The sequence below is a fragment of the Nocardia sp. NPDC058244 genome (assembly GCF_042882065.1).
GTDB lineage: Bacteria > Actinomycetota > Actinomycetes > Mycobacteriales > Mycobacteriaceae > Nocardia.
On the sequence record NZ_JBHVWX010000003.1, the window covers coordinates 66611 to 91427 of the forward strand.

Annotated in this window: 22 protein-coding genes; 8 read left to right on the forward strand and 14 right to left on the reverse strand. The window is 71.1% G+C overall.

Annotated features, from left to right (window positions below; translation table 11 throughout):
- Positions 1–10 precede the first annotated feature (10 nt).
- The 6 genes from ACFVW6_RS10055 to ACFVW6_RS10080 are packed head-to-tail and all read right to left on the reverse strand — an operon-like array spanning position 11 to position 5911.
- Positions 11–1180, reverse strand: a complete 1170-nt coding sequence (locus ACFVW6_RS10055; protein WP_357349820.1) for an LLM class flavin-dependent oxidoreductase — start codon at positions 1178–1180, stop codon at positions 11–13.
- Positions 1177–2277, reverse strand: coding sequence for an LLM class flavin-dependent oxidoreductase (locus ACFVW6_RS10060; RefSeq protein ID WP_378826566.1), 1101 nt, complete (start codon positions 2275–2277; stop codon positions 1177–1179). The genes ACFVW6_RS10055 and ACFVW6_RS10060 overlap by 4 nt, the downstream gene beginning before the upstream one ends.
- A complete protein-coding gene (locus ACFVW6_RS10065) occupies positions 2274–3299 on the reverse strand; it encodes an ABC transporter substrate-binding protein (protein ID WP_378826568.1) in 1026 nt (341 codons plus the stop codon). Before ACFVW6_RS10065 ends, ACFVW6_RS10060 begins: the two co-directional genes overlap by 4 nt.
- Positions 3296–4060: an ABC transporter ATP-binding protein gene (locus tag ACFVW6_RS10070; protein ID WP_378826570.1), complete on the reverse strand. Its 765-nt coding sequence runs from the start codon at positions 4058–4060 to the stop codon at positions 3296–3298. The genes ACFVW6_RS10065 and ACFVW6_RS10070 overlap by 4 nt, the downstream gene beginning before the upstream one ends.
- The gene (locus ACFVW6_RS10075; protein ID WP_355282015.1) at positions 4057–4872 is read right to left on the reverse strand and encodes an ABC transporter permease; all 816 of its coding nucleotides are present in this window, start codon (positions 4870–4872) and stop codon (positions 4057–4059) included. Before ACFVW6_RS10075 ends, ACFVW6_RS10070 begins: the two co-directional genes overlap by 4 nt.
- A 1-nt stretch (position 4873) precedes the next feature.
- On the reverse strand, positions 4874–5911 hold the full coding sequence (locus ACFVW6_RS10080) for an NrtA/SsuA/CpmA family ABC transporter substrate-binding protein (protein ID WP_378826573.1): 1038 nt from the start codon (positions 5909–5911) through the stop codon (positions 4874–4876).
- A gap of 215 nt (positions 5912–6126) precedes the next feature.
- Here ACFVW6_RS10080 and ACFVW6_RS10085 point away from each other — a divergent pair, with 215 nt between their 5' ends.
- The 3 genes from ACFVW6_RS10085 (at position 6127) to ACFVW6_RS10095 (ending at position 9247) form a co-directional block, all read left to right on the forward strand.
- Positions 6127–6876: an IclR family transcriptional regulator gene (locus tag ACFVW6_RS10085; protein ID WP_355282009.1), complete on the forward strand. Its 750-nt coding sequence runs from the start codon at positions 6127–6129 to the stop codon at positions 6874–6876.
- An 88-nt stretch (positions 6877–6964) separates the two neighbouring features.
- Positions 6965–8398 (forward strand): MDR family MFS transporter, encoded by a 1434-nt coding sequence (locus ACFVW6_RS10090; RefSeq protein ID WP_378827038.1) that lies wholly within the window; start codon positions 6965–6967, stop codon positions 8396–8398.
- A 57-nt stretch (positions 8399–8455) separates the two neighbouring features.
- Positions 8456–9247, forward strand: a complete 792-nt coding sequence (locus ACFVW6_RS10095) for a class I SAM-dependent methyltransferase (RefSeq protein ID WP_378826576.1) — start codon at positions 8456–8458, stop codon at positions 9245–9247.
- Between the two features lie 4 nt (positions 9248–9251).
- Here the strand turns inward: ACFVW6_RS10095 and ACFVW6_RS10100 are convergent, their stop codons facing one another.
- Together ACFVW6_RS10100 and ACFVW6_RS10105 are read right to left on the reverse strand one after the other, a co-directional pair.
- Positions 9252–10259, reverse strand: a complete 1008-nt coding sequence (locus tag ACFVW6_RS10100; protein WP_378826578.1) for a hypothetical protein — start codon at positions 10257–10259, stop codon at positions 9252–9254.
- A gap of 134 nt (positions 10260–10393) precedes the next feature.
- Positions 10394–11809 (reverse strand): amino acid permease, encoded by a 1416-nt coding sequence (locus ACFVW6_RS10105; protein ID WP_378826580.1) that lies wholly within the window; start codon positions 11807–11809, stop codon positions 10394–10396.
- Between the two features lie 146 nt (positions 11810–11955).
- Between ACFVW6_RS10105 and ACFVW6_RS10110 the strand changes: the two genes are divergently transcribed.
- The gene (locus ACFVW6_RS10110) at positions 11956–12948 is read left to right on the forward strand and encodes an LLM class flavin-dependent oxidoreductase (RefSeq protein WP_378826582.1); all 993 of its coding nucleotides are present in this window, start codon (positions 11956–11958) and stop codon (positions 12946–12948) included.
- A 12-nt stretch (positions 12949–12960) separates the two neighbouring features.
- On the opposite strand, the gene ACFVW6_RS10115 is transcribed toward ACFVW6_RS10110, so the two are convergent.
- On the reverse strand, positions 12961–13788 hold the full coding sequence (locus ACFVW6_RS10115) for an NADPH-dependent oxidoreductase (protein WP_355281994.1): 828 nt from the start codon (positions 13786–13788) through the stop codon (positions 12961–12963).
- A gap of 133 nt (positions 13789–13921) precedes the next feature.
- On the opposite strand from ACFVW6_RS10115, the gene ACFVW6_RS10120 reads away from it, so the two are divergent.
- Together ACFVW6_RS10120 and ACFVW6_RS10125 are read left to right on the forward strand one after the other, a co-directional pair.
- Positions 13922–14527, forward strand: a complete 606-nt coding sequence (locus tag ACFVW6_RS10120; protein ID WP_378826585.1) for a pyridoxamine 5'-phosphate oxidase family protein — start codon at positions 13922–13924, stop codon at positions 14525–14527.
- A gap of 9 nt (positions 14528–14536) precedes the next feature.
- Positions 14537–15283, forward strand: coding sequence for a M50 family metallopeptidase (locus ACFVW6_RS10125; RefSeq protein WP_378826588.1), 747 nt, complete (start codon positions 14537–14539; stop codon positions 15281–15283).
- Here ACFVW6_RS10125 and ACFVW6_RS10130 read toward each other — a convergent pair.
- Together ACFVW6_RS10130 and ACFVW6_RS10135 are read right to left on the reverse strand one after the other, a co-directional pair.
- Complete coding sequence (locus ACFVW6_RS10130) at positions 15274–15756, reverse strand: gluconokinase (protein ID WP_378827041.1); 483 nt, start codon at positions 15754–15756, stop codon at positions 15274–15276. The genes ACFVW6_RS10125 and ACFVW6_RS10130 overlap by 10 nt on opposite strands.
- A 122-nt stretch (positions 15757–15878) precedes the next feature.
- Positions 15879–17918, reverse strand: coding sequence for a CocE/NonD family hydrolase (locus ACFVW6_RS10135; protein ID WP_378826590.1), 2040 nt, complete (start codon positions 17916–17918; stop codon positions 15879–15881).
- Positions 17919–18172: 254 nt separating this feature from the next.
- Between ACFVW6_RS10135 and ACFVW6_RS10140 the strand changes: the two genes are divergently transcribed.
- Positions 18173–18973, forward strand: a complete 801-nt coding sequence (locus tag ACFVW6_RS10140) for a VOC family protein (RefSeq protein WP_378826592.1) — start codon at positions 18173–18175, stop codon at positions 18971–18973.
- 33 nt (positions 18974–19006) lie between these two features.
- Here ACFVW6_RS10140 and ACFVW6_RS10145 read toward each other — a convergent pair whose 3' ends face one another.
- Positions 19007–20413, reverse strand: coding sequence for an O-antigen ligase family protein (locus ACFVW6_RS10145; protein WP_378826594.1), 1407 nt, complete (start codon positions 20411–20413; stop codon positions 19007–19009).
- Positions 20414–20629: 216 nt separating this feature from the next.
- Here ACFVW6_RS10145 and ACFVW6_RS10150 point away from each other — a divergent pair, with 216 nt between their 5' ends.
- Positions 20630–20992, forward strand: coding sequence for a cupin domain-containing protein (locus ACFVW6_RS10150; protein ID WP_355281977.1), 363 nt, complete (start codon positions 20630–20632; stop codon positions 20990–20992).
- A 3-nt stretch (positions 20993–20995) separates the two neighbouring features.
- Here ACFVW6_RS10150 and ACFVW6_RS10155 read toward each other — a convergent pair whose 3' ends face one another.
- Both ACFVW6_RS10155 and ACFVW6_RS10160 read right to left on the reverse strand, forming a co-directional pair.
- Complete coding sequence (locus ACFVW6_RS10155) at positions 20996–22897, reverse strand: alkyl/aryl-sulfatase (RefSeq protein WP_378827043.1); 1902 nt, start codon at positions 22895–22897, stop codon at positions 20996–20998.
- 225 nt (positions 22898–23122) lie between these two features.
- Complete coding sequence (locus tag ACFVW6_RS10160) at positions 23123–24745, reverse strand: PucR family transcriptional regulator (RefSeq protein ID WP_378826597.1); 1623 nt, start codon at positions 24743–24745, stop codon at positions 23123–23125.
- Positions 24746–24817 lie beyond the last annotated feature (72 nt).

A 24817-nucleotide genomic window follows, 5' to 3' on the forward strand; every position in this document is an offset into this window, starting at 1 on the left:
GACTCCTGGGTTATCGGGCCGTCGCGAGGACGGTGTCGGTGGACGGGGTGGTGAGCCGGGAGCGGCCGAGCAGGGGCAGGACTTCCTCGCCCACCCGGTAGGCCTCCTCCAGGTGCGGGTTGCCCGCGAGGATGAAGGCGTCGACGCCGAGGTCGACGAGTTCGTCGAGTCGCTGGGCGACCTGCTCGTAGCTGCCGACGAGGCCGAAGGCGGGTCCGCCGCGGATCAGGCTGAAGCCGCACCAGACATTGGGCTGGACTTCCAGATCGCGGTAGCCGGTGATGGTTTCGGGCACCCAGCCGGCGATCCTGGCCGCGCCGACCGAGTCGCCCTGGGCGGCCCGGTTGGCGGCGTCGCGGTCGACGAAGGCCCAGCCCTTCTCGATCTCGGCCCAGGCCGCTTCCTCGGTGTGCCGGGCGACGATGTCGATGCGGACCGCGAACTTCGGTGTACGACCGAGGGTTTCGGCGTTGCGCCGGACGCCGTCGAACTTGGCGCGCAGGTCGGCGAACGGCTCGAGCCAGGACAGGTAGTAGTCGGCATGGCGGCCGGCGGCGGCCACCGCGGCGCCGGAGGACCCCGAGAAATACACCTCGGGGAACGGCTGACCGGCCAGGCCGGGCGGCAGCGCGGCGCCCTCGGTGCGGAAGAAGCGGCCGTCGTGGTCGAACGGTTCGCCGTCCCACACCCCGCGCAGGACGTCGAGGAACTCGCTCGTGCGGGCGTAGCGGTCGTCGTGGGCGACCTTGTCGCCCCACCACAATTGGGCCGGTCCCCCGCCGCCGCTGATGATGTTGTAGACCAGCCTGCCGCCGGTGGCGCGCTGCAGGCTCGCCGACATCCTGGCGGCCTGCACCGGGTGCAGGAAACCGGGCTGGAAGGCGACCATGAAGCGGTAGGTGGTGGTCTCGGCGGCCAGCGCGGCGGCCACCGCCCACGGATCGTCGGTCACCGGGAACGACGGGAGCAGCCCGCCGAGGAAGCCCGCCGATTCGGAGGCCTTGGCGACGGCGGCGACGTGGTCGAGGTAGCTGTACTCGTCCAGCGCGCCGCCGCGGATGGCGGGGGCGAGATTGCCGGGACCGTAGCCGCCCGCGTTGCCGCGGTTGTAGCGGCGCGGGGTGCGCAGGGAGGCGTGGTCGCCTTCCATCCCGATGCGCCAGTAGACATCGATGGTCATGCGGTGAGCTCCTGCGCGGTGGTGAGGGTGCGGCCTGCCGGATCGGCGAGGAACAGCAGGTGTTCGCCCGCCCGGTGGATCTCCTCGATCTGCGGATGCCCGGACAGCACGAAGGTCTGCACACCGGCGATCTCGTACACCGAGAGCTGGCGGGCCACCTGCTCGTAGCTGCCGACCAGGCCGATCCGCCGGTCGTAGCCGAGCGCGTCGAAGCCGGCCCAGCGGCCGTCGCCGAGGGCGTGCTCGGCCGCGGAATCGGTGCGGCCCAGCTCGTCCCACTGACGGTGCACGCGCGCCCAGGCCTCGTCCTCGGTCTCCCTGGCGATGATCGGCAGATCGAGGGCGATCCGGACCCGGCGGCCCGCCGCGGCGGCGCGCTCGCCCAGTTCGGCGGCGACCCGGGAGATCCCGTCGGGTTCCTCGCCGAAGACGTGGACGTCGCCGTGCGCGGCCGACAGCTCCAGCGCGGCCGCCGAGGTGCCGCTCAGGTGGACCGTCGGGAACGGCAGGCCGGACAGGATGCCGCGGAACCCGCCGTCGACCACGTCGTAGTACTGGCCCGCGTATTCGAACCCGGTGCCCGCGAATCCGGCCGCGCCGACCTCGGTTTCGTTCCAGACGCCGCGCGCGACGGTGAGGAATTCGGCGGCGCGCCGGTAGCGGTCGTCGCCGCCGATGTGGTCACCACGCGAGTGGGCCTCCGCCTGGTCGGTATCGACCGCGAGCTGCCAGTTCAACCGGCCCCGCGCATGCCGCTGCAGGGTGGCCGAGATCTTGGCGGCGTACACCGGCGTGCCGAAGGCGGGCTGGAATTCGACGGTGACCCGCGCGTACCGGGTGGCACGCAGGGCCGCGCCCGCGACGATCCAGGATTCCTCGCCGAGCGGATCATAGGGCGCGAGCACACCGTCGAAGCCGTTCAGCTCCGCGGCGTCGACGATCTGGGCGAGATCGTCGAACGGGCCGAACCGGCCGGGGCGCACATCGGTGGCCTCGGTGCGCGGCGCCCGCGGTCCGAATCCGCCGCGGCCGCGCAGGGCGGGTGCGGCGCGGCGGCCGTCGCCGCGGCTGGGCAGCTTCCACACGAACTCGGTCATGCGGGCACCCGCTCGGCGGCGACGAGCTCCTGGGCCCTGGCCAACGGCTCGGCGGCGACCCAGGATTCGAGGTCGAAGTCCGCGGCCAGGAAGCCGTGGGTGTAGAGGAACTGCTTCTGCACGCCGAGCAGCTCGACGCGTTCCTCGCTCAGCGACGGGTGCAGCCCTCGATGGAACTCGTCACCGTAGGCGGCGACGACACCCTCCGGGCCGGACAGTGTTTCGCGCTGCAGCACCGCGCGCACACCGTCGAGGTCACCGGCCGCCCAGTCGGCGGCGCGCAGGCTCTGCGCGAGGAAGCCGACGACGACCTCGGGCCGGGCGTCGAGCAGATCCGCGTGCACCGTGATCGGGCGCGGGGTGCCGTTGTTGACGCGCAGGTGTTTGGTGGCCGAGGCGTCCAGGTCGACCGCGACGCGCAGCCCGTGCTCGCGAGCGACCTCCTGCGCGCGAGCGCCCTTGACATAGATGGCGTCGACCTTGCCTGCCAGCAGTTCCTCGACACCCCAGGTGGTGGACCGGCGGGCCGACTGGATCGCGGTGCGCACCTGCGGATCCCGCTCGACGTCGAGTTCGGTGACCCGCACGTCGGCCAGGGTCAGCCCGGCCGGGCGCAGCGCGTTGGCGAACCCGTGCAGCGCCATCGCCCGCGGGAAACTGCGGGCCTGGTCCTGCGCCCACGCGGGCACACCGACCCGCAGCCCGGCCAGTTCCGCCGCGTCGGTGACCGGCGACTCCGGGCCGACGAGGATCGCCTGGGACTCGTCGATCCAGGTCAGGCCGATCAGCCGGGTCGGCGAGCCCTGGGCACGAGCGGCCAGCGCGGGCACGTTGCCGCCCTCGCGGATCAGGCCGGACAGGTCGTGCAGGAAGTGGTGGCCGGCGAGTTCAGGGCCCGCGTCCTGCAGGACACCGAAGTCGAGGCCCGCGCTCGCGGCGGTCTCGCCGAGCCAGCCCAAGCTGTGCGCGAGACCGCTCGCGGTCGGCACGGGGCAGCGGGTGTACCACAGGGTTTCGGTCATGACAGGCTCCTGGTGTGTGGTCCGACGCCGAGGTGGGCGAGGAATTGCGTTCGGTAACCGAGGGTTTCGGGCGCCGCGTGGTCACGCGGCTGGGGCAGGTCGATGACCTCGTCGACGGCGAAGCGGCCGTGGTCGAGGATGAGCACCCGGTCGGCGAGCCGGATCGCCTCGTCGACATCGTGGGTGACCATGAGGACCGCGGGCCGGTGCCGGGCGACGAGATCGCCGACCAGGTCCTGCATCTGGAGCCGGGTGAGCGCGTCCAGCGCCGCGAACGGCTCGTCGAGCAGCAGCAGCTCCGGCTCCCGGACCAGGGCCCTGGCCAGGGCGGCCCGCTGGGCTTCGCCACCGGACAGGGTGGCGGGCCACTGTCCGGCCTTACCGTCGAGGTTGACCTCGCTCAGTGCCCGCAGCCCGGCCTCGCGCTGAGCCTTGCCGCGGCGCAACCCGACGAGCACATTGGCCAGCACCCGCTTCGACGGGATCAGCCGGGGCTCCTGGTAGACCGTGGTGCGCCGGGGCGGGACCAGCACCTCGCCGGCATCGGGCACTTCCAGGCCGGTGAGCAGGCGCAGCAGCGTGGTCTTGCCGGTGCCGCTCGGGCCGAGCAGCACGACGAACTCGCCGCGCCGGATGGTCAGGTCGACGCCGTCGAGCACCGTCTTGTCGCCGAAGGCCTTGCGCAGTCCGGTGATCGAGACCGCCACCGGTGCCTGCGGTTCGACCGTCGTCTCGACGGGCGCGGCCGCTGTCGTGGTCATCGGATCGCCACCTGCTTCCGCCAGGGCATCGCGTAGCGTTCCGCGAGCCGTACGAGCGCGTCGAACACCAGGCCGAGCAGGGCGTAGAGCACGACGCACAGCACCATGTAGTCGGTGCGGTTGTATTCCTGGGCCAGCGTCACCAGATAGCCGACGCCCTGCTGGGTGCCGACCTGTTCGGCGGCGATGAGGCCGGTGATGCTGATCGACAGGCAGATCCGCAGCGCCATCAGGATGCCGGGCAGCGCGGCGGGCACGATCACCTCGGCGATCAGCCGGGTGCCGGTGAGCCCGAAACTGCGGGCGGCCTCGACCATCTTGCGGTCGACATTGCGCACCCCGAGATAGGTGTAGGCGTACATCGGCGCCGTGGTCGCCACCGCGATGAGCAGCACCTTGTACAGCTCGTCGATGCCGAACCAGGAGATGAACAGCGGCACCAGCGCGAGGAACGGCACCGCCCGCACGATCTGCATGGTCGAGTCGACGAGTTCCTCGCCGAGGCTGGACAGCCCCGACAGCAGCCCGAGCACCAGGCCCACCGAGACGCCGATGGCGACGCCCGCGGCGGCCCGGCCGAAGGAGGCCAGCGCGAAGTCGACCAGCTGGCCGCTGTCGAGCAGTTCCAGGAACGCCGCCCAGACCGCGCCGGGGCTCGCGATCACCCGGGGTGAGATCGCGCCGCTCGCCGAGCCACCCCACCAGGCCGCCACGATGGCCGCGGGCAGCGCGGCGCGCAGGCCGAGCGACAGCCAGCGGGGCCGCTGTCCGGTGACCCGGGCGCGCGGCGGCGCCAGTTCGAGGGTGGTCATGTCACTTGTCCTTCAGTGCGGCCAGCTGCTCCGGGCTGAGCTTGGAGCGCAGGTCGTAGAAGATGTCGGCGGCGGCGATGCGGCGGCTGATCACGCCGTTGTCGGCGAAGGTGTTCACCACGTCGGCCAGGTCGGTGGCGTCGGATTCGGCGGGCAGGCGCGGCACGGTGACCTCACCGCCGACCCGGATGGCGTCGGCGAGGCGATCACCGGTCAGCGCGCGCGGACCGGTCTTCTCGAAGACGTTCTCGAAGTCGGCGGGCGCGGCCTTCTGCTTCGCGGTGAGTCCCTGCAGGACTTCCAGGTATTTGGCGGCGACGTCGGGCCGCTGTTCGAGGACCTCGGTACGGAACACGACGACGGTGTTGTCGTGCGAGCCGATCGCCTTCTCGGTGACGATCTCGCGCGCGCCCGCGGCCTTGGCCTCCTGGTAGGGCACCAGGAACGAGGCCCAGGCGTCGACCTTGCCGGTGGCGAAGGCCGAGGCGGCGTCCTTCTGCTGCAGCGGGACCCTGGTCACCTTGTCGGCCGGGATTCCCGCCTGGGCGAGGGCTTTCAGGGTGATGTACTCGCCCTTGCCCGCGGGATTCACCGCGATCCGCTTACCCACCAGCCCGGCCACCGAGGTCACCCCGGACTCGGGAGTGACGACGATGCCGCTCTGATCCTGACCGGCGGGGTCGGCCACGGCGACGATCTTCACGCCGACGTCCTTGGACAGCGCGCCGACCACGGGGCTGAAGGCGGCTCCCGAGACGTCGAGTTCCTCGGTGTTGAACAGTTTCAGCATCGAGCTGAAACCCGGTGTGGTGTTGACCCATTGGATCTTCGCGCCGAGCGGAGCCAGCGCCGCGTCGAAGGTGCCGTCGCGCTTGCCGACCGCGAGCGGTCCGGTGTTGCCCGGATCGGTGACCTTGAGAACGAACGAGGCCTGCGCGCCCGGTTCGGGCGTGGAGCCGGAGCCACACGCCGCGACGAGGGCGACGACGGGGACGATCGCGAGCGCGATCCTCGAGAAGGCCGGCAGCCTGCGGGACATCGGGGCTCCTGTGTTCGGGGAAGGGCGGGTGGTGCTTTCGCAGCGTAGGAGTGGACAGGGCACCGAACGAGGTATGTCTTTCCAGGGATCGGAAAGCTTGACAGCCGCCGATCCCGCAATCTATGGGCGCTTTCCGCGACAAACCCGCCCGTACTTTCCGAATAACGGAAAGCGGGCACGGTTCGCGAACGTCACGCTGTGTTACCGTCGGCTCCGTGGAGACCTCCAGCGTGCAGACCGTGACCCGGGCCCTGTCGGTACTCGATTGCTTCCGCGGGGGCGAGGAACGGGGCGTCTCCGAGGTCGCGCGCGCCCAGGGCCTGGCGGTGAGCACCACCCACCGGCTGCTCGGCGCCTTGGTGCAGGCCGGATTCCTGGAGAAGGACGCCGAATCCAGCCGCTACCGGATGGGCGGCGCGCTGGCCGAGTACGGGCAGATCGCCTACCGCCAGCACAAGATCTATCTCGCCGAGCCGTATCTCGAGCAGCTGGCGGCGACCACCGGCGCCACCGGTTCGGTCGCCACCCGCCACGGCATCCACGCCGTCCTGCTCGGCACCAGCCGCTGGCGCGAGAGCGACGGGCACGAACTACAGGGCGTTCGGCTGCCGCTGCACGCGAGCGCCCTCGGTAAGGCGCTGCTGGCGTGGTCCGAGGTCGACGACGACGAATTGCGTTCCCTCCCTTATGAAGAGGGCACCGAGCGATCCGTGTCGAACGCCGCGGAGATGCGTGCGGAACTGGTCGCGACCCGGGCACGGGGATACGCGTTCAACGATCGGGAGCTCGATCCGGGATTCCGCACCATCGGTCTGCCCATCCTCGACCCGCAGGGCCGGTGCCGCTTCGCGCTCGGCCTGCGCGGCCCGGTCACGCTGATGATCGACGAGCGGGTGCCGTTCTTCGTCGAACTCGCCAAGGTCACCGCGGCCGATATCGCCGCCACCTTCGCCGCCGCGGACTGACCCCACTCCCCCGCACCCGTTCGGGTCCGTCCGAATTCCTGGGACGATACTTTGTATTTGTTTAGTTGAGCTCATGAAGGGAGCCCTGGTGGCGACCGATACCGCACGTCCCGCGGTCGGGCTGCGCTCCGACCGCGGCGCGATCCTGGCCTCGCTGATGATGTCGACGAGCCTGGTCGCGCTGGATTCGACGATCATCGCCACCGGCGTGCTGACCATCACCGCCGATCTGGGTGGCTTCGCGCTGTTCCCCTGGTTGTTCTCGATCTATCTGCTCACCCAGGCGGTGACGGTGCCGATCTACGGCAAGATCGCCGACACCGTCGGGCGCAAGCCGGTGATCCTGTTCGGGATCGTGGTGTTCGCGCTGGGCTCGCTGCTGTGCGGGCTCGCGACGAGCATGGTGGCGCTGATCGTGTTCCGGGCGATCCAGGGCATCGGCGCGGGCGCGATCCAGCCGATGACGATGGTCATCGCGTCCGATCTGTACACGCTGCCCGAGCGAGCCAAGGTGCAGGGCTATCTGGCCGGGGTGTGGGCCGGATCGGCGGTGCTCGGTCCGCTGGTCGGTGGCGCCTTCGCCGATTTCGCCAGCTGGCGCTGGATCTTCCTGGTCAATCTGCCGCTGGCGGCGCTGGCCGGGGTGATGTTGCTGCGCAACTTCACCGAGACATCCCCGCGCCGGGCGCGCGGGCAGGTCGACTACCTCGGCGCGGCCCTGCTCACCCTCGGCGCGGGCGCGCTGATCCTCGCGCTGCTCGAGGGCGGTCAAGCGTGGGCGTGGAATTCCCCCACGAGCCTGACCCTGTTCGTCGGCAGCGCCGTGGTGCTGGTCGTTTTCGGGTTCGCCGAGCACCGCACCGCGAATCCGATTCTGCCGCTGTGGATCTTCACCCGCCGGGTGGTGGTCGCGGCGAGCGCGGTGTCGATGCTGATCGGCGCGATCGTGCTCGGGCTCACCTCGTACGTGCCGACCTTCGCCCAGGGCGTGCTCGGCACCACCGCCACCCTGGCCGGACTCACCGTCGGCGCCTTGACCATCGGCTGGCCGATCACCGCGTCCCAGGCGGGCCGGTTCTACCTGCGCCTCGGCTTCCGGACGACGGCACTGATCGGCAGCGCGATCGCCGTCGTCGGCTGCGTGGCGCTGTTGCCGATCGGCGATCAGGCCAGTCCGTGGCAGCTGGCGTGCGCCTGTTTCCTCATCGGCGCGGGCATGGGCCTGGTGGCCAATCCGACCCTGATCGCCGCCCAGACCGACGCGGCCTGGTCCGAACGCGGCGTCGTCACCTCGGCGACCATGTTCGCCCGCTCGATCGGCAGCGCGGTCGGCGTCGCCGTGTTCGGCGCGATCGTGAACGCCCAGGTGAGTGCGGTCGACCGCCCGGATCCCGGCGAACTCGCCGACGCGATCCACCTGGTGTTCGTGACGCTGCTGGCGATGTCGATCGTGCTGCTGGCCGCCGCGGCCACCATGCCCGGAGCACGACCCGCGCCCGCCACGGCCGATCGGATCGACTGATCGATCCGCCGAATCTGTGCGGCATCGCCGGGAGAAAGTACCGGTAGGGTCGAGATCGTGTGGGGAATAGGGGATTCGGCGGATCCGGCGGCGCGGCGCACGAGCCGGGCGAGTTCGTTCGGGGCACAGGCCGCGGTGTACGCCGACCACCGGCCGGACTATCCGGCAGCCGCGATCCGATGGGCGTTGCAGCCGGTCGGCCGGACCGACGTGACCGTCCTCGACCTGGGCGCCGGGACCGGCAAGCTCACCGACGGCGTGCTGGCGGCCGGGGCCGAGGTAATCGCCGTCGAACCCGATGCGGCCATGCTCGCCGAACTGGTGCGACGGTATCCCTCGGTCACCGCGCTGTCCGGTGCGGCGGAGGCGATTCCGCTCCCTACCGGGTCGGTGGACGCGGTGGTCGCCGGGCAGGCGTTCCACTGGTTCGAGCAAGACCGCGCGTTTCCCGAGATCGCCCGGGTCCTGCGGCCCGGCGGGGTGTTCGCGGCGTTCTGGAACACCGACGACACCAGCGCCGAGTGGGTGGCCGGACTCCAGCGCGTCTCCCGCTCGGAGGTGTCGTTCACCCCCTCCGACGAGGAGGAGAAGCTGCCCGCACACCCGTTGTTCGCGACGTTCGAGAAGGCCGAGTTCCCACACAGCCAGCGGCGCACCGCGGAATCGCTGGTGACCACCATCGGCACCCATTCGCACACCGTGGTGATCCCGACGGAGCAGCGAACGGCTCTGCTCGACCGCGTCCGGGCCTACCTGCGCGCGACCCCGGCGACCGCCGAGGGCGAGTTCGACTTCCCGTTGCGCACCGAGGTGATCCGGGCCGTGCTGCGCGAATCACCTCGGCGCTGAGCGGTCAGCTCGCGCGTTCCGCCAGGCCGCGCACCACATCGACGACCTCGCCCGGGGCGAACTCGACGACCCGCCGCACCCGCGAATTCGCCACGGGCGCGAGGTCGACGACGATCGGCGCACCCGCGCCCGCCTGAGCGATCGCGGTGATCCGGTCCTGCAGGAAACCACCGTCGGGGACGCCGACGCGGATGACGTCGCCGACCGCGAGCGCCTCGGCCCGGACCGGGCCACCGGCCGCCGCCGCGGGGTCGAACGTGCCGCAGCGGGTGTGCCCGGTGGTCGCGCCGAGCCCGCGTTCGGCGATCGTCCACCACACCGGCGCTTCGGGTTCGCCCGCGCCGACGCGCGTGTGCCAGGCCAGAACCCGGTCGCGTTCGGCCTCGGCGGCCGCGCGGGTCTCGTGCAGGGAGACCTGCCTGCGGACCGGGGCGTTGCGCGAGCGGGTGGTGCCCGCCGCGCCGTCGACCACCAGGATCCAGCGCGCGCCCACGGCGTCGTCGCGGCGGGCCGAGACCCGTTTGGCCAAGGCGAGTCCCGGTGTCGCGCCCAGCTGATCGGCCGCCTCCTCGATACTCGCGACCAGCCCGAGCGAGCGCAGCAGCTCGGCGGCCGACAGCTCCGAGGTGCCCAGTTCCTGCGCCAGCGCCGTCATCGGCGTGCGCCGGCGCCAGCCGATCCGCGCACAGTGTTCGTGCCGGGTGAACCACAGTCCGCTGCGGGTGCGGCGGTGCTGATCGACCACCACCGCCCACCAATCCCATTCCGGCTCGGCCACCAGCCGCCCGCGAATCCAGCGTTCCCGCTCGGCCGTCGGCACCCGGTCCTCGGGTGGCACGAAATTGCGCAGGGCGGCGCGCACCGCGGATTCGGTGCGCCCCACCGTCTTCGCGGTGCGCGCCAGGTCGGCCCCCGCGCGCAGATCGTCGGCCAGGACCCGGTATTCCGATTCCCGCCAGGTGGTCCCATGCCTGCTCGGTGGCTGCAGATCGCCCCGGTCGTCGTCACTCATCCCCGTGCCCCCGTTCTCGCACCGCCCGGCCACACTCGCCCCGGGCTCGTTTGTGTGACCCTTCGACGATACCGGTGGGGTATGACAGAAAACGCTTGTCTGCCAGCGGCTTTCCAGCAAACGGGGGGTCTCGGTCAGCCGGTGTGCGCGACGCCGCGGCGGCCGAAGGCGTAGTAGCCCAGGCACACGAGTGCCGCCCAGACCGCGCCGACGACCAGCGCGGTGCGCCCGCCGTCGGTCCACAGCAGCAGCACCACGACCAGACCGAGGAAGCCCAGTGCGGCCCAGGTGGTCACGGGCGCGCCGGGCAGCCGGAAGTCGCTGGCGGGCAGCTCCCCCGCCCGCACCTTGGCGCGATACTTCAGGTGGCACACCAGGATCACGGCCCACACCACGATGATGCCGACGGTACTGACCGAGGTGATGTAGGCGAACGCCTTGTCCGGCGAGACCAGGTTGACCACGACACCGATCACCATCGCCGCCGCCGAAGCGCAGATGCCGGTGAACGGCACCGACTGCTTGCTCAGCTTCGCGAAACCGCCCGGCGCCTCGTCCCGCAGCGCGAGACTGCGCAGCATCCGGCCGGTGGAGTAGATGCCGGAATTGCACGACGACAGCGCCGCAGTGAGCAGCACGAAGTTGATGATGCCCGCGGCGGCGGGGATGCCGATCTGCTCGAACACCTCGACGAACGGACTCCGGCCCGCGTGGAAGGTGCGCCAGCTCGCCACCGACATGATCACCACGAGCGCGCCGACATAGAACAGGCCGATGCGGAACGGCAGGGTGTTGATCGCCTTGCGCAACGTGGCCTTCGGATCGCGGGCCTCCCCCGCCGTCACGCCCACCAGTTCGACGCCGACATAGGCGAACACGACGATCTGCAGCACCAGCAGGGTCTGCCCGAAACCGTTCGGGAACACGCCGCCGTCGGCCCACAGGTTGGTCACCGTCGGATTCGTGGCGTGCCCGAAGCCGAACACCAGCACGCCGATGCCGATCAGGATCATCGCCAGGATCGCGGTGACCTTGATGGCGGAGAACCAGAACTCGCCCTCACCGAAGATCCGCACCGAGATCAGGTTCGCGGCGAACAGCACCGCCAGCACCACCAGCGCGGTCACCCACTGCGGGATGTCGAACCAGTACTGCACGTACTTGCCCGCGACGGTGATCTCGGCCATGCAGGTCGACACCCACACCGCCCAGTAGGACCACCCGGTCGCGAAACCGGCGAAGCGGCCGAGGAATTCGTGCGCGTACTCGGCGAAGCTGCCCGACACCGGCCGATAGGTCAGCAACTCACCGAGCGCGCGCATGATGACGAAGATCGCCAGGCCCGCGGCCAGGTAGGCCAGGATCAACGACGGCCCGGCCTGCTCGATCGCGGCGCCGGAGCCGTAGAACAGGCCGGTGCCGATCGCGCCGCCGATGGCGATCATCTGGATGGTGCGCGGGCTCAGGCCGCGCGCGTAACCCTCCGATTCGGTCGTCGGAGTGGGCGCCTGCACGGCTGCGGTGGATAGCCCGGGGCCGTCAGCTGACATGGATCGTGTCCTTCCGTCGCGTCGATCAGTCCTGCACGCTACCGCCCGGCAACCGTGGCACCGGTCACCACCATCGGGGCGCGGAAATACCGGCCGTCCCGCCCGGGTTGCCCCTTGCGGGGGTTGGATCACTGTCGAGGAGGCTCATGAACGCGGTCACGCTGTCGGTTCTGGATCTGGCGCCGGTACAAGCCGACGTGAGCGCGGGCGAGGCACTGCACGCGACGACGCGGCTGGCCCAGCACGCGGAGGAACTGGGCTTTAGCCGATTCTGGGTGGCCGAGCACCACAACATGCCCGGCATCGCCAGCTCCGCGCCCGCCGTGGTGCTGGCCCATCTGGCCGCCTCGACCTCGCGCATCCGGGTCGGTTCGGGCGGGGTGATGCTGCCCAACCATCCGCCGCTGGTGGTGGCCGAGCAGTTCGGCACACTCGAGGCGCTGCATCCCGGCCGGATCGACCTGGGCATCGGCCGCGCGCCCGGCACCGATCCGGTGACCGCGCGCGCTCTGCGCCGCAGCGCCGAGGGACTCGGTGGCGAATCGTTCCCGCGCGAGCTCACCGCGCTGATCGGGTTCTTTCGCGGCGCCGACGCCGAGGGCATCGTCGCCAGTCCCGGCCGCGGCGCGGAACCGGCGGTGTGGCTGCTCGGCTCGAGCGGCTACAGCGCCCAGGTCGCCGCGGTGCTCGGGCTGCCGTTCGCCTTCGCCCATCACATCGCCCCGGAGAACACGGCCCCGGCGCTCGCGCTCTATCGCGACAACTTCCGGCCCTCGGACACGTTGCGCGAGCCCTACACGATCGTGGCCGCCTCGGCGATCTGCGCCGACACCGAGGCCGAGGCCGACCGCCTCGCCGCGCCCCGCGATCTCGCCTTCGCCCAGCTGCGCGCGGGCCGCCCGCAGGCGCTGGCCACCCCGGAACAGGCCGCGGCCTTCCCCGGCAGCGACGCGGAGCGCCGCTTCGCCGAGCAGCGCAAGGCCGGTCAGCTGCAGGGCTCGCCGGACACGGTGCGCGCGCAGGCCGCCGAGCTGCTCGCCGCCACCACCCCCGACGAGCTCATGCTCAACACCCTCGTCTACGACATCGACGCCAGGATCCGCTCGCTCGAGCTCAGCAGCAAGGCGATCAACGGCTGAGCCCGGATCGGCTCAGAGCAGCCGGAATCCCCTGGTGCGCAACGACTCCCGGAGCCGGTGACGGCCGTTGAGCGAGGCCACCGTGGCGAGCCGGGCCAGCACCCGCTCGGTCCACGAGAACGGCAGGCCCTGCTCGGAGTAGATCTCGCCGATCCGCTCCTCGTAGGCGTCGATCGCCGCGCGCTGACCGGCCAGGTCGTAGGTCTCCTGGTGCAGCACGGCGGCCTGCGGCAGGCGCGGCTTCACCCGGGTGCCCTCGGCCGGGTCGGGATGGCCGACCACCAGGCCGAACACGGCGAAGACGTGGTCGGGCAGCCCCAGTTCGGCGGCCACCCGCTCGGGATCGTTGCGCAGCGCGCCGATGTAGACGGTGCCGAGCCCGAGGGATTCGGCGGCGACCACCGCGTTCTGCGCCGCGAGCGCCGCGTCGACGAAACCGACGTAGCTGGATTCGAGATAGTCCGCGCCCTCCAGCGGCACCCCGCGATCGTCGGCCAGCTGGCGCAGCCGGGCGAAGTCGGCGGTCCACACCAGCAGCACCGGGGCCTGCACGATGTGCTCCTGACCGCCCGCGATCTCGGCGAGGCGGGCCTTGCGCGCCGGATCACGCACCTCCACGACGCTCCACACCTGCAGGTTCGACGAGGTCGCCGCGGACTGTGCGGCCGAGACCAGCAGCCGGATCGTCGCGGGCGACACCGGATCGGGCAGGTAGCGGCGCACCGATTTGTGGCTGTGCAGTACCTCCAGCACCGGGTTCCACTGTTCGGGAACCTCGGTCGCCGGATCGGCGTAGCGCTGCTGCACGAGGTGGACGGGGCTGGGGGCGGTCTGCGTCATCCCGCCATCGTCGCCGCACCGGCCCGGCGCGTCTGCGGTAACCCTCACCGTGAACCGAACGGAGGTCCCGGGACGGCCGATCGATACAGTAGGGAGGGGGAGCCCGCCGACGGGTGGGACGAGGGAGCGCGTCATGGGCAAGATCTTCGACCGGATCGACGACAAGTTGCGGGCCTTCATCGGCGAGCAGCCGATCTTCTTCGTCGGCACCGCGCCCTCCGACGGCGGCCATGTCAACGTCTCCCCCAAGGGTTATCGCGACACCTTCGCCGTGCTCGACGAGCACACCGTCGCCTACCTGGATCTGTTCGGCAGCGGCGCGGAGACGATCGCGCACCTGCGCGACAACGGGCGGATCACCGTCATGTTCTGTTCGTTCGCTCGCACCGCCCGCATCCTGCGGCTGTTCGGCACCGGCCGGATCGTCCGGCCCGACTCGGCCGAATTCGACACGCTGCGTGCGCGATTCGGCACCGAGCACCCGGGTATCCGGGCGATCGTCGTGATCGCGGTGGACCGGATCGCCGACTCGTGCGGGTGGTCGGTGCCCTATCTCGAACTGGTCGAGGAACGATCCATCCTGGACGAGGCGCACGCGCGCCGCACCGACGCCGATTTCGCCCGGCGGATCGCCGGCGACAACGCCACCAGCATCGACGGACTGCCCGCGCTGGAACCGGATCACCCGCTGCCGTCCCAGGTCACGCGGGAACGCACGTCGCACGCCGTGGACGGCTAAAGTGCGGCGGTGAACACCGGATCCGCCAGCTCGCTGCTCGACCGTCTCCTCGCCACCCAACCCGCGCCCGCCTGGTGGCTGGTGCTGGCCACCGCCGCCGTCGCGCTCGTCCTGGTCGGCTACCGGCCGCTGTGGCGGCTCACCAGGGCCGCGGTCACCGTGGCGCACGAGGGCGGGCACGCGCTGGTCGCCCTGCTCACCGGCCGCAGGCTGCACGCGATCACCCTGCACACCGACACCTCCGGACTGACCGTGTCCAGCGGGAAGCCGACCGGTCCCGGCATGATCCTCACCGCGGCCGCGGGCTACCCGGCGCCCGCGCTGCTCGGGCTCGGCTACGCGGCGCTGCTCGGCTCGGGCCGGGTGACGCTGATGCTGTGGGCGACCCTGCTGATGCTGGCCGCCGTCCTGATCAAGGTCCGCAACATCTACGGACTGCTGACCGTCGCCGTGCTCGGCGCGCTGGTGTTCGGGGTGTCCTGGTTCGGCACCGACCAGATGCAGGCCGCGTTCGCGTATCTGGCCGCCTGGTTCCTGCTGGCCGCGGCGGTCCGCCCGGTGATCGAACTGCAGCGCAGCCGCCGCAGGCAGCCCGGCCACACCGCCTCCGACGCCGACCAGCTGGCCCGGCTCACCCATCTGCCCGCCCTGCTGTGGGTGGGGATCTTCACCGTGCTGTGTCTGGCCGCGCTGGTCGTCGGTGGGGCGCTGCTGCTGGCGCCGGTGCAGCAGCTGCACCCGCTGCTTCAGCGGTGAGCGGCGCGCCAGGCCGCGACGGCCTCGGTGACCAGGATGGTCGGCGGTTCGAGCGCGTTCAGGGTGATGCCCGCTTCGTCGGGCTGTAGCGGTTCCAGCGTGTCCAGCTGGGAGTCGAGCAGGGCCGTCGGCATGAAGTGGCCGAGCCTGCCGGTCATCCGGCGCAGCAGTTCCGCGCGGCCCGCGGCCAGGTGCACGAAGTAGGTGTTCGGCGCGCCGCGGCGCAGCCGGTCCCGATAGGCGCGGCGCAGCGCCGAGCACGCGGCGACCCCGCCGGATTCCTGATGCTCGCCCAGCCAGCCCGCGACGATATCGAGCCACGGGGCGCGGTCCTCGTCGGTCAGCGGGATGCCCGCCGCCATCTTCTCGATATTGGCGATGGGGTGGAAGTCGTCGCCCTCGGCATAGGGCACCCCCAGCCGTTCGGCCGTGAGCGCGCCGACGGTCGTCTTGCCACACCCGGACACGCCCATCACCACGATGACGGGTTGCACCACGCCGACCTCCTCGTCCGAGCCACTGCCCTCCAGGCTCACACACCGGGCCGGAACCGGGTCGGGGAAACGCCGTACCGGTGATCGATTCCGTCGCGGGCTCAGGGAAGGGGACGGTCGGTGGGCAGGTTGACGAAGCTCGGCGCGGCCGGGTCCAGCCGCAGGTGCTGGGGTTCCATCCCGCTGGCGTTCAGCATCGGCCGGAACGGCAGCGCCTTGGGCGCGTTGCCCGCGTAGACATCGATGCGCAGGCGGTGTCCGGGCGCCAGGACCGCCTGGGTCGGGATGACGGCGACGTCGAGATCGGTGGGCGCGCCCGGCACCACGGGCAGCAGATGATCGACGGTGAGCGGATTGAACGGTGCGGTGAGGTCGCCGTTGACCGAGCGGGCGCTGCGCCGTTCGTCGATGGCGCGCATCGACGTGGTGAGCTGGCCGGTGGTCAGCACGGTCGAGGTGCCGTCGGGCGCCACATCGTTGACGGTGACGTTCCAGAACCCGTCGGTGCTGTCGTGCACGGTGTTGAGCCGCACGTTGATCGGGCCCGAGATCACCGTCTGCTCGGTGAGCGGGGCACTGGTGAAGGTGAGCGCGTTGCGTTCGGCGATCCGGGAGTCCTTCGCGCAGGTGTCCAGTGCCGCGGCCATCCCGGCCGAGCCCTGGGCCGCGTCGCGGGAGCACATCGTGCTCAGACCCGGTGCGACGGTGAGGTTCTCGGTGGCCGACGGCCCGGTGGCACTGAGCGATCCGTCGTGCAGGCTGTCCTCGGTGCTGCCGCTGGGCGCCGCCGAGAAATAGACGCGGCGATGCGTGACGCCCGGCATCGGGAACTCCGGCAGCGTGATCCAGCTACCGCCCTGCTGTTTCACCGTCACCGGGCCGAAGCCGTCCACGCCGCTGTCGATGTCCTTGAGCCACTTGTCGAACCATGCCCGCTGCAGCACGTCCAGTCGCGGCGGCGCGCCCGGAACACCGGTGCCCGCACCGGGATTGGCGTGATAGGTGTCGCCGACGACGAGCTGCTTGCGGCCCGCGGGCAGCGGGATCTGCTCGTAGAGTTTGGTCGCGCTGTTGGCGAAGATGTCGTGCCAGCCGCCGTAGACGAACGTCGGCACGGTGACCTGCTCCGGACGCCCCATGATCGCCTCGCGGAACGCGGAGGTGTCGTCGAGCGCGCCGTCGAGCGCGGGCGGCATGTTCGACAGCGACGGGGTGAGCAGCGACTGGGCGAGCAGGTCGAAATTGGTGGTCGGATCGGCGAGGCGATCGTGGAACCAGGTCCAGTCGAAGGTGCCGTCGGCCATCGAGGCCACATCGGGCACGAGCTTGAGCTGGTTCACCGAGTTCAGCCACAGCGGTAGGAAGGTGGTGCCGACGCCGCCACCGGGCGCGACCACATCGCGCATCAGGTCGCTGCCCGGTTCCACGGGGAAGATGGCCTGCAGCGCGGCGGGCGCGTTCTCGGCCGCGCGCAGCTGGTTGATGCCGGAGTAGGAGCCGCCGCTCATCCCGATCCGCCCGTTCGACCACGGCTGCTGCGCCGCCCAGTCGATCACCTCGCGGGTGTCGAGTTGTTCGCGCGCACCGAGGGTGTCCCATTTGCCTTGCGACAGCCCGGTTCCGCGCACGTCGGCGACGACGACGGTGTATCCGCTGCTGATCAGCTTGCGGTCGACACCGAGCATGGTCTGGATCATGCCGCCGTCGAGCGCCTGCATCAGGTCGCCGAACCCGCTGATCGGCGTGGCCGACAGGTTCAGCCTGCGCACGATGTCGACGGCGGTCGCCTGCAGGCCGGGGACGGCGGCGGCGGATTCGATCAGGCCCGTCATCAACTTCGAGTAGGGCGTCAGGCTGACGATCGTCGGCAGCGGCCGCTGCTCGATCTCGCCCACCGCGTTCGCGGGCCGGTAGATGTCGGCCTTGAGCACGACACCGTCGCTCATGGTGATCTGCGTGCCGCGCTCCACCCGCACCTCGGGGTAGGCGGCAGGCCCGTCGTGCAGGGCCGTCCAGCGCGCCGCGGGCGGTTCGGCCGGCTCACCCGCCGCCGGTCCGCCGCCACATCCGAGCACCACCGTCACCGCGAGGATCGTCACCAGCATCCGGACGAGCCCGCGTTCGGAACCTCTCACTGCCATTGTGTGTCGCTCCCCGACCGGTTCGTTCGTCTCCACTGTTGACCTAGCCGCCGCACGATCGAGCGCGGAAACTGTAACAGGGGTAACGACCTGAGGCGGCCAGCGTCGGCCCGCTCGGACTGTCGCAGTGAAGACGTGTTGTTCCAGTTCAGCGCGCCGCGGGGTCCACGCGACTGTCGGTGGCCGGTGGTTGACTGACACCCGCCGGCGCGGTTCCGGCCGGCTTCCATCCATCGCCGAGGAGGACGTTCGACATGCCCACACGTGACGAAGCTTGGCCGCAGGGCACGCCCTGCTGGATCGACTGTCAGGTCGACGACACCACCGCCGCCCGCGACTTCTACAGTGCGCTGTTCGGCTGGGACATCCAGGACAGCCCGGCCGAGGCGGGCGGGTATCTGATGGCCATGCTCGACGGCAGGCCCGCCGCCGGGATCGGACCGAAACCCGACGGCATGCCGATGCCCTCGGCCTGGACCACCTACTTCGCGGCCGAGCGCGCCGACGAGATCGCCGAGAAGGTGAGCAAGGCGGGCGGCCAGGTGTTCATGCCGCCGTTCGACGTGCTCGACGTGGGTCGCATGTTCATCGGCGCCGACCCGACCGGCGGGGTGTTCGGTGTCTGGGAAGCCAAGGCGCACACCGGCGCCGGGGTCTACAACCAGCACGGCGCCTATTGCTGGAACGAACTGCACACCGGCGGCTACGACCGGGCGCACGACTTCTACAACACGGTGTTCGGCTGGCACTACACCGAGATCGGTGACGGTGAGAACTTCGTCTACTCCACCTTCGCGCTGCCCGGCGAGACGCACACCATCGGCGGGGTGATGGACGCGTCCGCACTGGGCACTCCCACCTACTGGCTCACCTGGATCCAGGTCGACGGTGCCGACGCGGCCCTGGCCAAGGCCACCGAACTGGGCGCGAAGGTGATCATGGGCCCCGACGACAGCCCGTTCGGGCGGATGGGCATCGTGCAGGCACCCCAGGGCGAGGTGTTCGGCGTCATCGATCCCGCCGAGGCCGTGGGTGAGGTCCCCACCGGTTCCTGAGGCCGGAGACCGGGACCGTGTCGCCCGCCGTGGTCACCAGGTGCCACGGGGAGTGGGCACGAACCCCGAGCCCACGCGGCCCGGGTCCGGTTCGGGCGCACGGGCTCTCGGCAGTGTCCGGGTGATATCGCGGGGCAGGGGCATCGTCTCGTCGAACAGCGACACCGCGCGCCAGGGCTGTGCGTCGATCGCCGGTTGCGCCTGTCGTCGCCGGGTCTCGTCGGTGACGAGGACGGCGGCGATCGCGGCCGCCGCGAACGCGATCCGCTGGGTGTTGGCGGGATGGTCGCCGAGGCTGATCACCAGGAAACCGCACAGTCCGGCCGCCGTGGCGGGCGCCGTCATCGATCCGGCGGCGCTCGCCGTCACGGCCGTCCAGGTCCCGACGACGGTGATCGCCAGCATCGCCAGCAGCCCGCCGACGCCGGCCTCGACCGCGAAGTTCAACCACAGGTTGTGCGCGTGCTGGAACTGCTCCGTGCTGTCGACCGCCGCGGTGAGGTGGGCGCCGGCGCGGGCCGGTCCGACGCCCTGCGGACGGTCGGCGGCCAGCCGCGCCGCGGCCGTCCACACGTCCGCCCGCACGCCGACCTTCCCGCGGGTCACGAGCACGACCAGGACCGGCCCGGCGACGAGCGCGGCGCCGAGCGGGATCATCCAGGGCACCCAGCGATCGGTCGTCGCGTGCCTGCCGGGCCGCAACCGCCGCAGGAAGACGTACACCGCCAGGCCCGCGATCGCCGCGATCACCCCGCCACGCGATCCGGTGAGCAGCACCCCCAGGTACCCCAGCACGACCAATCCGCCCGCGACCAGCCGCGACCGCATGTCCGCCAGCGAGGCGGCACCCGCGGCGGCCACCGGCAACAGCAGCACCAGGTAGGCGGCCAGCAGGTTCGGGTTCGCGAAGGTGCCGACCGCGCGGATCATGGTGTCGGGACCGCAGATGTCGGCGGATCCGTCGATCGCGCCACGGCAGAAGCCCGTCGGGGTCTCCTGCACGATCTGCTGCAACGCGACGATGCTCGCGATCGTGGTGCAGGCCAGCGCCAGCAGGGCGATCGCGGGCCAGGAATCGGGCACCACCCGGCGCACACCGACCGCCAGGTAGTAGACCGCCACCACGGTGAGCAGGCCGCGCCACGACGACCACGGTTGTCCCGCCAGCTGATTGGCCACCGCCGAAGCGATGAGCAGCAGCGCGATCGGCAGGTCGAACGCGGTGCGGAACCGGGATTCGCCGGTCAGCGCCACCGCCAGCAGCCCGACGAGGACGACCAGCCGGGTCGGGGTCACGATCCAGGTGATCGGCTCGTCGGGCAGGATGTCGGCGACGCATTCGAGCGCGATGGCCGCCAGGCACAGCAACGCCGTCGCGCGCGCGGCGACGACGTGCGGGGCCGCGCGCGGCACGGGCCGCACGGCGCCGGGATAACTCATCCCTCAGGTGTCCCGCACCGGAATTTCGGGACGGCCACGGGCAGGCGTTGTCCGGATGACAGTTGACGCCGGGTCAGCTGAACCGACGTTTCGCTTGCGAACGGTCCCCCACCGGCGAACCATTGACTGTGCGGTGGCTGCCGTCGTGGGCCGAGCGCGCACACGCGCCCGGTGGACCCGACCCGTCGGCCACCTCCGACGACCCAGGAGCCGATGATGTCCGCCCTGACGCGCAAGAATTTCGACGCACCCGAGGAAACCCGGCCCTTCGAGCAGGACAAGGGCAAGCTCGATCTCGTGAATCTCGACAGCGGACCGGTGGGCCGGGCCGTGTTCGAACCGGGCTGGCGCTGGTCGCTGCACGTCAAGCCGATCGCGGGGACCGAGAGCTGTCAGGCACCGCACATGGGCTACTGCCTGTCGGGGCGGATGGTCGTGGTGATGGACGACGGCGAGCAGCAGGAGTTCGGGCCGGGCGACCTGATGGTGGTGCCGCCCGGCCACGACGCCTGGGTGGTCGGCGACGAAGCCTGCGTGATGCTCGATTGGCAGGGCGTCGCCGACTACGCCAAGCGGTAACCGCTACGGCGTCACGATGGCGAAGTTCGGGTCCGGCTTGTCGATCAGGCCGGGCAGCTTCGTCAGCGCGGTGATGTCGCCCTCGATGACGATGTCGCCGCTGAGCACTTCCTTCTTCAGATCGCCGCCGCCGGCCAGGCTGCGGATCAGCACGGGCCTGGTCAGGGTGAGGGTGGCGTCCGGCGCGGGCAGGTCGTCGCCGGGGAACCGGTCGTAGTGCACGAGCACGCCGTTGCGCAGTTCCACGCGGTGGATCCGGTTGCCCTCGTCGCTGATCCGCCAGTCGCTGGTGGTCCGGACGTCCCAGGCCTTGGGCCCGTCGATGCGCAGCGCCATCGCGTCGAACACCTGCTCCACGCTCAGCGCCGCCGCCAGCGCCGCCGAATTCGCCGCGGTCGGGGTGCCGAAGGAGCCGTTGCGCAGTTCGTAGGCGCCGCTGAGGTAGAAGTTGCGCCAGGTGGCGTTCTCGGCGCCGTAGGCCAGCTGTTCGAACGCGCTCGCCTGCAGGGCTTTCGCGGTGCCGTTGTCGGGATCGGCGAAGATCGCGTAGTTCAGCAGCTGCACCGCCCAGCGGAAGTCCGCGGCGTCGTAGGCCCGCTGCGCCTGCTGGAGCACCGCGGCGGTGCCGCCCATGGCCTCGACATGACGGCGGGCGTTCTCCACCGGCGGATGCTCCCAGAGGTGGGCCGGGTTGCCGTCGAACCAGCCCATGTAGCGCTGGTAGACGGCCTTCACGTTGTGACTGACCGAGCCGTAGTAGCCGTGGGTCGACCAGGCGGCGGTGAGCGCGGGCGGCATCGTCATCATCTCGGCGATCTCGGCGCCGACGTAACCCTTGTTCAGCAGCCGCAGCGTCTGATCGTTGAGGTAGGCGTACAGATCGCGTTGCAGCGACAGGAATTCCACGATCCGGTCGGTGCCCCAGATCGGCCAGTGGTGCGAGGAGAACACCAGCTCGCTGCGGCGGCCGTAGCGGTTGATCGAATCGGTGAGGTACTTCGCCCAGACGTGCGGGTCGCGGACGAGCGCGCCGCGCAGGGTGACGATGTTGTGCATGGTGTGGGTGGCGTTCTCGGCCATGCACAGGATGCGGCGGTCGGGGAAGAAGATGTTCATCTCCGCGGGCGCTTCGGTGCCCGGTGTGAGCTGGAAGACCATCCGCACGCCGTCGACCGTCTCGGTCTGATCGGTGTGGGTGATGTCGCGGGTGGGCGGGATGAGGCTGACCGTTCCGGTCGAGGTGGTCTGCCCCAGACCCGAACCGATCTGGCCCTTCGGTCCGCGCGGCAGGGCGGCGCCGTACATGTAGGCGGCGCGGCGGGCCATCGCCGTACCGGTGTAGATGTTCTCGGCGACCGCGTGTTCCAGGAAGCCGGCCGGCGCGAGCACCGGGCAGCGCCCCGCCGCGACGTCCTGCGGGGCGAGGACGCCGTAGCTGCCGCCGAAGTGGTCGACGTGGGAGTGCGTGTAGATCAGGCCGGTCACCGGCCGGTCACCGCGGTGCTTGCGATACAGCGCCAGGCCCGCCGCCGCGGTTTCGGCGGAGACGAGCGGGTCGATCACCACGACGCCGGTGTCGCCCTCGATCAGGGTCATGTTCGACAGGTCGAAGCCGCGGATCTGGTAGTAGCCGGGCGCGATCTCGTAGAGCCCCTGCTTGACGGTGAGCTGGGACTGCCGCCACAGGCTCGGGTTCACCGACTGCGGACAGGCACCGCCGAGGAACTCGTAGGAGTCGGTGTCCCACACCACCTTTCCCGCCGCGTCGGTGACCTTGCCCGGCTCGAGCGAGGCGATCCAGCCGCGATCGGCGTCGGCGAAATCGGCGGTGTCGCCGAAGGGCAAGGTGTCGGTCAGCGCGCGATTGGCGTCGGCGACGGCCTTCGTCGGGTCGGTCTGTGTCATCGACGGGCTGACCGCGCCGCTGTCGTCGCCGCAGCCGGTGACGGTGAGGCCGACGGCCAGCGCGGCGGCCGCCCCGGCTCCGACGCCGAGCATGCCGCGGCGCGACACCTCGAACCGATCCGTGTTCGTCCCGTCCACCACTACATCCTCACTCAGGTGATCACTTCCCCGCCGCACGAGCGGTGCGACCGGCGTCGCTATTGCAGCATAACTGCAATAACTGAGTTACGGCTGAGCAATCGGCACAGCGGCCAGCTGAATCTCGAGCAGCAGTCGGTCGGCGGGGTCGGCCAGGTCGATCCCGAGCACGGCCTCGGCCCGGCGCAGCCGGTAGCGCAGCGTGTTCGGATGCACGCGCAGCGCGGCGGCCGCGGCGCTCACCTCGCCGTGCGCCCGCAGATAGGCCAGGACCGACCCGCGCAGCTCGGCGGCGTGTTCGCGGTCGTAGGCGTCGAGCGCGGCCAGCCGGGGATCGTGCAGGTGCGGCCGGTCCCGGACCAGTTCGACGATCTCGGCCAGCAGCACGGCTGTCCTGGCCTCGGCCAGGGTGGCGACCCGGCTGCCCGACGCCGCGGCCGCCGGGCTGTCCAGCACGCGATCGACTTCGTCGCGGGCGCCCGCGACGGCGGTCAGCCCGGCCACCGGCGCCGCGACGGCCGCGCGCACCACCAGCCCGCGCGCCTGTTCCAGCTGCGCGACGAGCTTGCGCAGCCAGGAGCCGACACCGCGCTCGGAGTGATAGGACGGCAGCAGCACATACACCCGGTCGCCGATCGCCTCGGTCACCGAATCGTCGCGAAAGGCACTGGCGTGCAAGCGGATCAGGCCGCTGGAGGCGGTGAGGTCGGCGACCGGGCCGACCGGGGCGAAGCCGATCACCGCGGCGGGACCGGCGGTCGGCAGGTGTAGCGCGGCGGCGACGGACGGGACGTCGACACCGTCGCCGTGCGCGCCGAACAACCGGCGCACCAGCAGGGCCTCGGTCGACGGCGCGTCCAGCCCGCGCGCGATGATCCGCGCCGCGACCGCCGACGCGCCACGCAGCACCTGCGCCGCGTCCGGCCGCAGCGGGCGGTCGCCCTGCTGGAGCCAGATGGTGCCGAGCACCCGCTCGGGGGTACCGCGCCGGATGCCGACCACCAGCCTGCGCCGGATGTCGAGCTCGGGATGTTCGGGCACGTCGACGACCTCGTCGCTGCGCCACACCCGGTCGAAGACCCCCCAGTCACGCAGGATCCGCAGGTAGTCGCCCGGTCCTTCGCGACCGAGGATGGACCGGATGCGCAACTGGTCGGCGGAGGCGTCGGAGGCGGAGTAGGCAAGCACGTGTGACTGCGGGTCCTCGATGGACACCATGCCGCCGGTCTCCTTGGCGACCACCTGCGCGAGGCCGAACAGGTCGGTGTCGGGGGCGAGCAGGTCGTGCTCGTCGGCCGCGGCGCGCTGGCCGGGCGAGCGCGCCAGCATCCGGCGCACCAGCGCGAACACCTGGTCCCAGCGGGCCTGCCGGTGCACGTGCACCAGCGCCAGCCCGGCCGCCGACGCCGCGGCCCGCACGGCGGGCGAGTCGTTGGCGCTCTTGGTCATCAGCACGCGGGGGCGCTGGCCGGGATCGCGGGCGCCCACGCCTCGCAGCCAGCGCACGGTCGCCTCGGCATCGACACCGACCAGCAGATACACCGTCGGCAGCGCCCCCTCGGTCTCGAGCTGGTCGGGCAGGTCGGCGGGCTCGGCGAGCGCGACCGAGCGCAGCGGCACCGACTCCCCCGCCGGCGCGTCGACCAGCGTGGCGACGGTGTGGTCGAGGGCGGCGATCAGCTCGCCCAGCGTCGTGGCGTCCTCCGGCATCGCAGACCTCCCGGCTTTGTCCGATCGGATGAACTCGTGCGCCGTTCTTCGTCCGATCAGCCGATTATGCCG

Bases quoted from the DNA above. Each gene is read 5' to 3' on its own strand.
- ACFVW6_RS10055 (WP_357349820.1), bottom strand. From the start codon at position 1,180: ATGACCATCGATGTCTACTGGCGCATCGGGATGGAAGGCGACCACGCC.
- ACFVW6_RS10060 (WP_378826566.1), bottom strand. From the start codon at position 2,277: ATGACCGAGTTCGTGTGGAAGCTGCCCAGCCGCGGCGACGGCCGCCGC.
- ACFVW6_RS10065 (WP_378826568.1), bottom strand. From the start codon at position 3,299: ATGACCGAAACCCTGTGGTACACCCGCTGCCCCGTGCCGACCGCGAGC.
- ACFVW6_RS10070 (WP_378826570.1), bottom strand. From the start codon at position 4,060: ATGACCACGACAGCGGCCGCGCCCGTCGAGACGACGGTCGAACCGCAG.
- ACFVW6_RS10075 (WP_355282015.1), bottom strand. From the start codon at position 4,872: ATGACCACCCTCGAACTGGCGCCGCCGCGCGCCCGGGTCACCGGACAG.
- ACFVW6_RS10080 (WP_378826573.1), bottom strand. From the start codon at position 5,911: ATGTCCCGCAGGCTGCCGGCCTTCTCGAGGATCGCGCTCGCGATCGTC.
- ACFVW6_RS10100 (WP_378826578.1), bottom strand. From the start codon at position 10,259: ATGAGTGACGACGACCGGGGCGATCTGCAGCCACCGAGCAGGCATGGG.
- ACFVW6_RS10105 (WP_378826580.1), bottom strand. From the start codon at position 11,809: ATGTCAGCTGACGGCCCCGGGCTATCCACCGCAGCCGTGCAGGCGCCC.
- ACFVW6_RS10110 (WP_378826582.1), top strand. From the start codon at position 11,956: ATGAACGCGGTCACGCTGTCGGTTCTGGATCTGGCGCCGGTACAAGCC.
- ACFVW6_RS10115 (WP_355281994.1), bottom strand. From the start codon at position 13,788: ATGACGCAGACCGCCCCCAGCCCCGTCCACCTCGTGCAGCAGCGCTAC.
- ACFVW6_RS10120 (WP_378826585.1), top strand. From the start codon at position 13,922: ATGGGCAAGATCTTCGACCGGATCGACGACAAGTTGCGGGCCTTCATC.
- ACFVW6_RS10130 (WP_378827041.1), bottom strand. From the start codon at position 15,756: ATGGGCGTGTCCGGGTGTGGCAAGACGACCGTCGGCGCGCTCACGGCC.
- ACFVW6_RS10135 (WP_378826590.1), bottom strand. From the start codon at position 17,918: ATGGCAGTGAGAGGTTCCGAACGCGGGCTCGTCCGGATGCTGGTGACG.
- ACFVW6_RS10140 (WP_378826592.1), top strand. From the start codon at position 18,173: ATGCCCACACGTGACGAAGCTTGGCCGCAGGGCACGCCCTGCTGGATC.
- ACFVW6_RS10145 (WP_378826594.1), bottom strand. From the start codon at position 20,413: ATGAGTTATCCCGGCGCCGTGCGGCCCGTGCCGCGCGCGGCCCCGCAC.
- ACFVW6_RS10150 (WP_355281977.1), top strand. From the start codon at position 20,630: ATGTCCGCCCTGACGCGCAAGAATTTCGACGCACCCGAGGAAACCCGG.
- ACFVW6_RS10155 (WP_378827043.1), bottom strand. From the start codon at position 22,897: ATGACACAGACCGACCCGACGAAGGCCGTCGCCGACGCCAATCGCGCG.
- ACFVW6_RS10160 (WP_378826597.1), bottom strand. From the start codon at position 24,745: ATGCCGGAGGACGCCACGACGCTGGGCGAGCTGATCGCCGCCCTCGAC.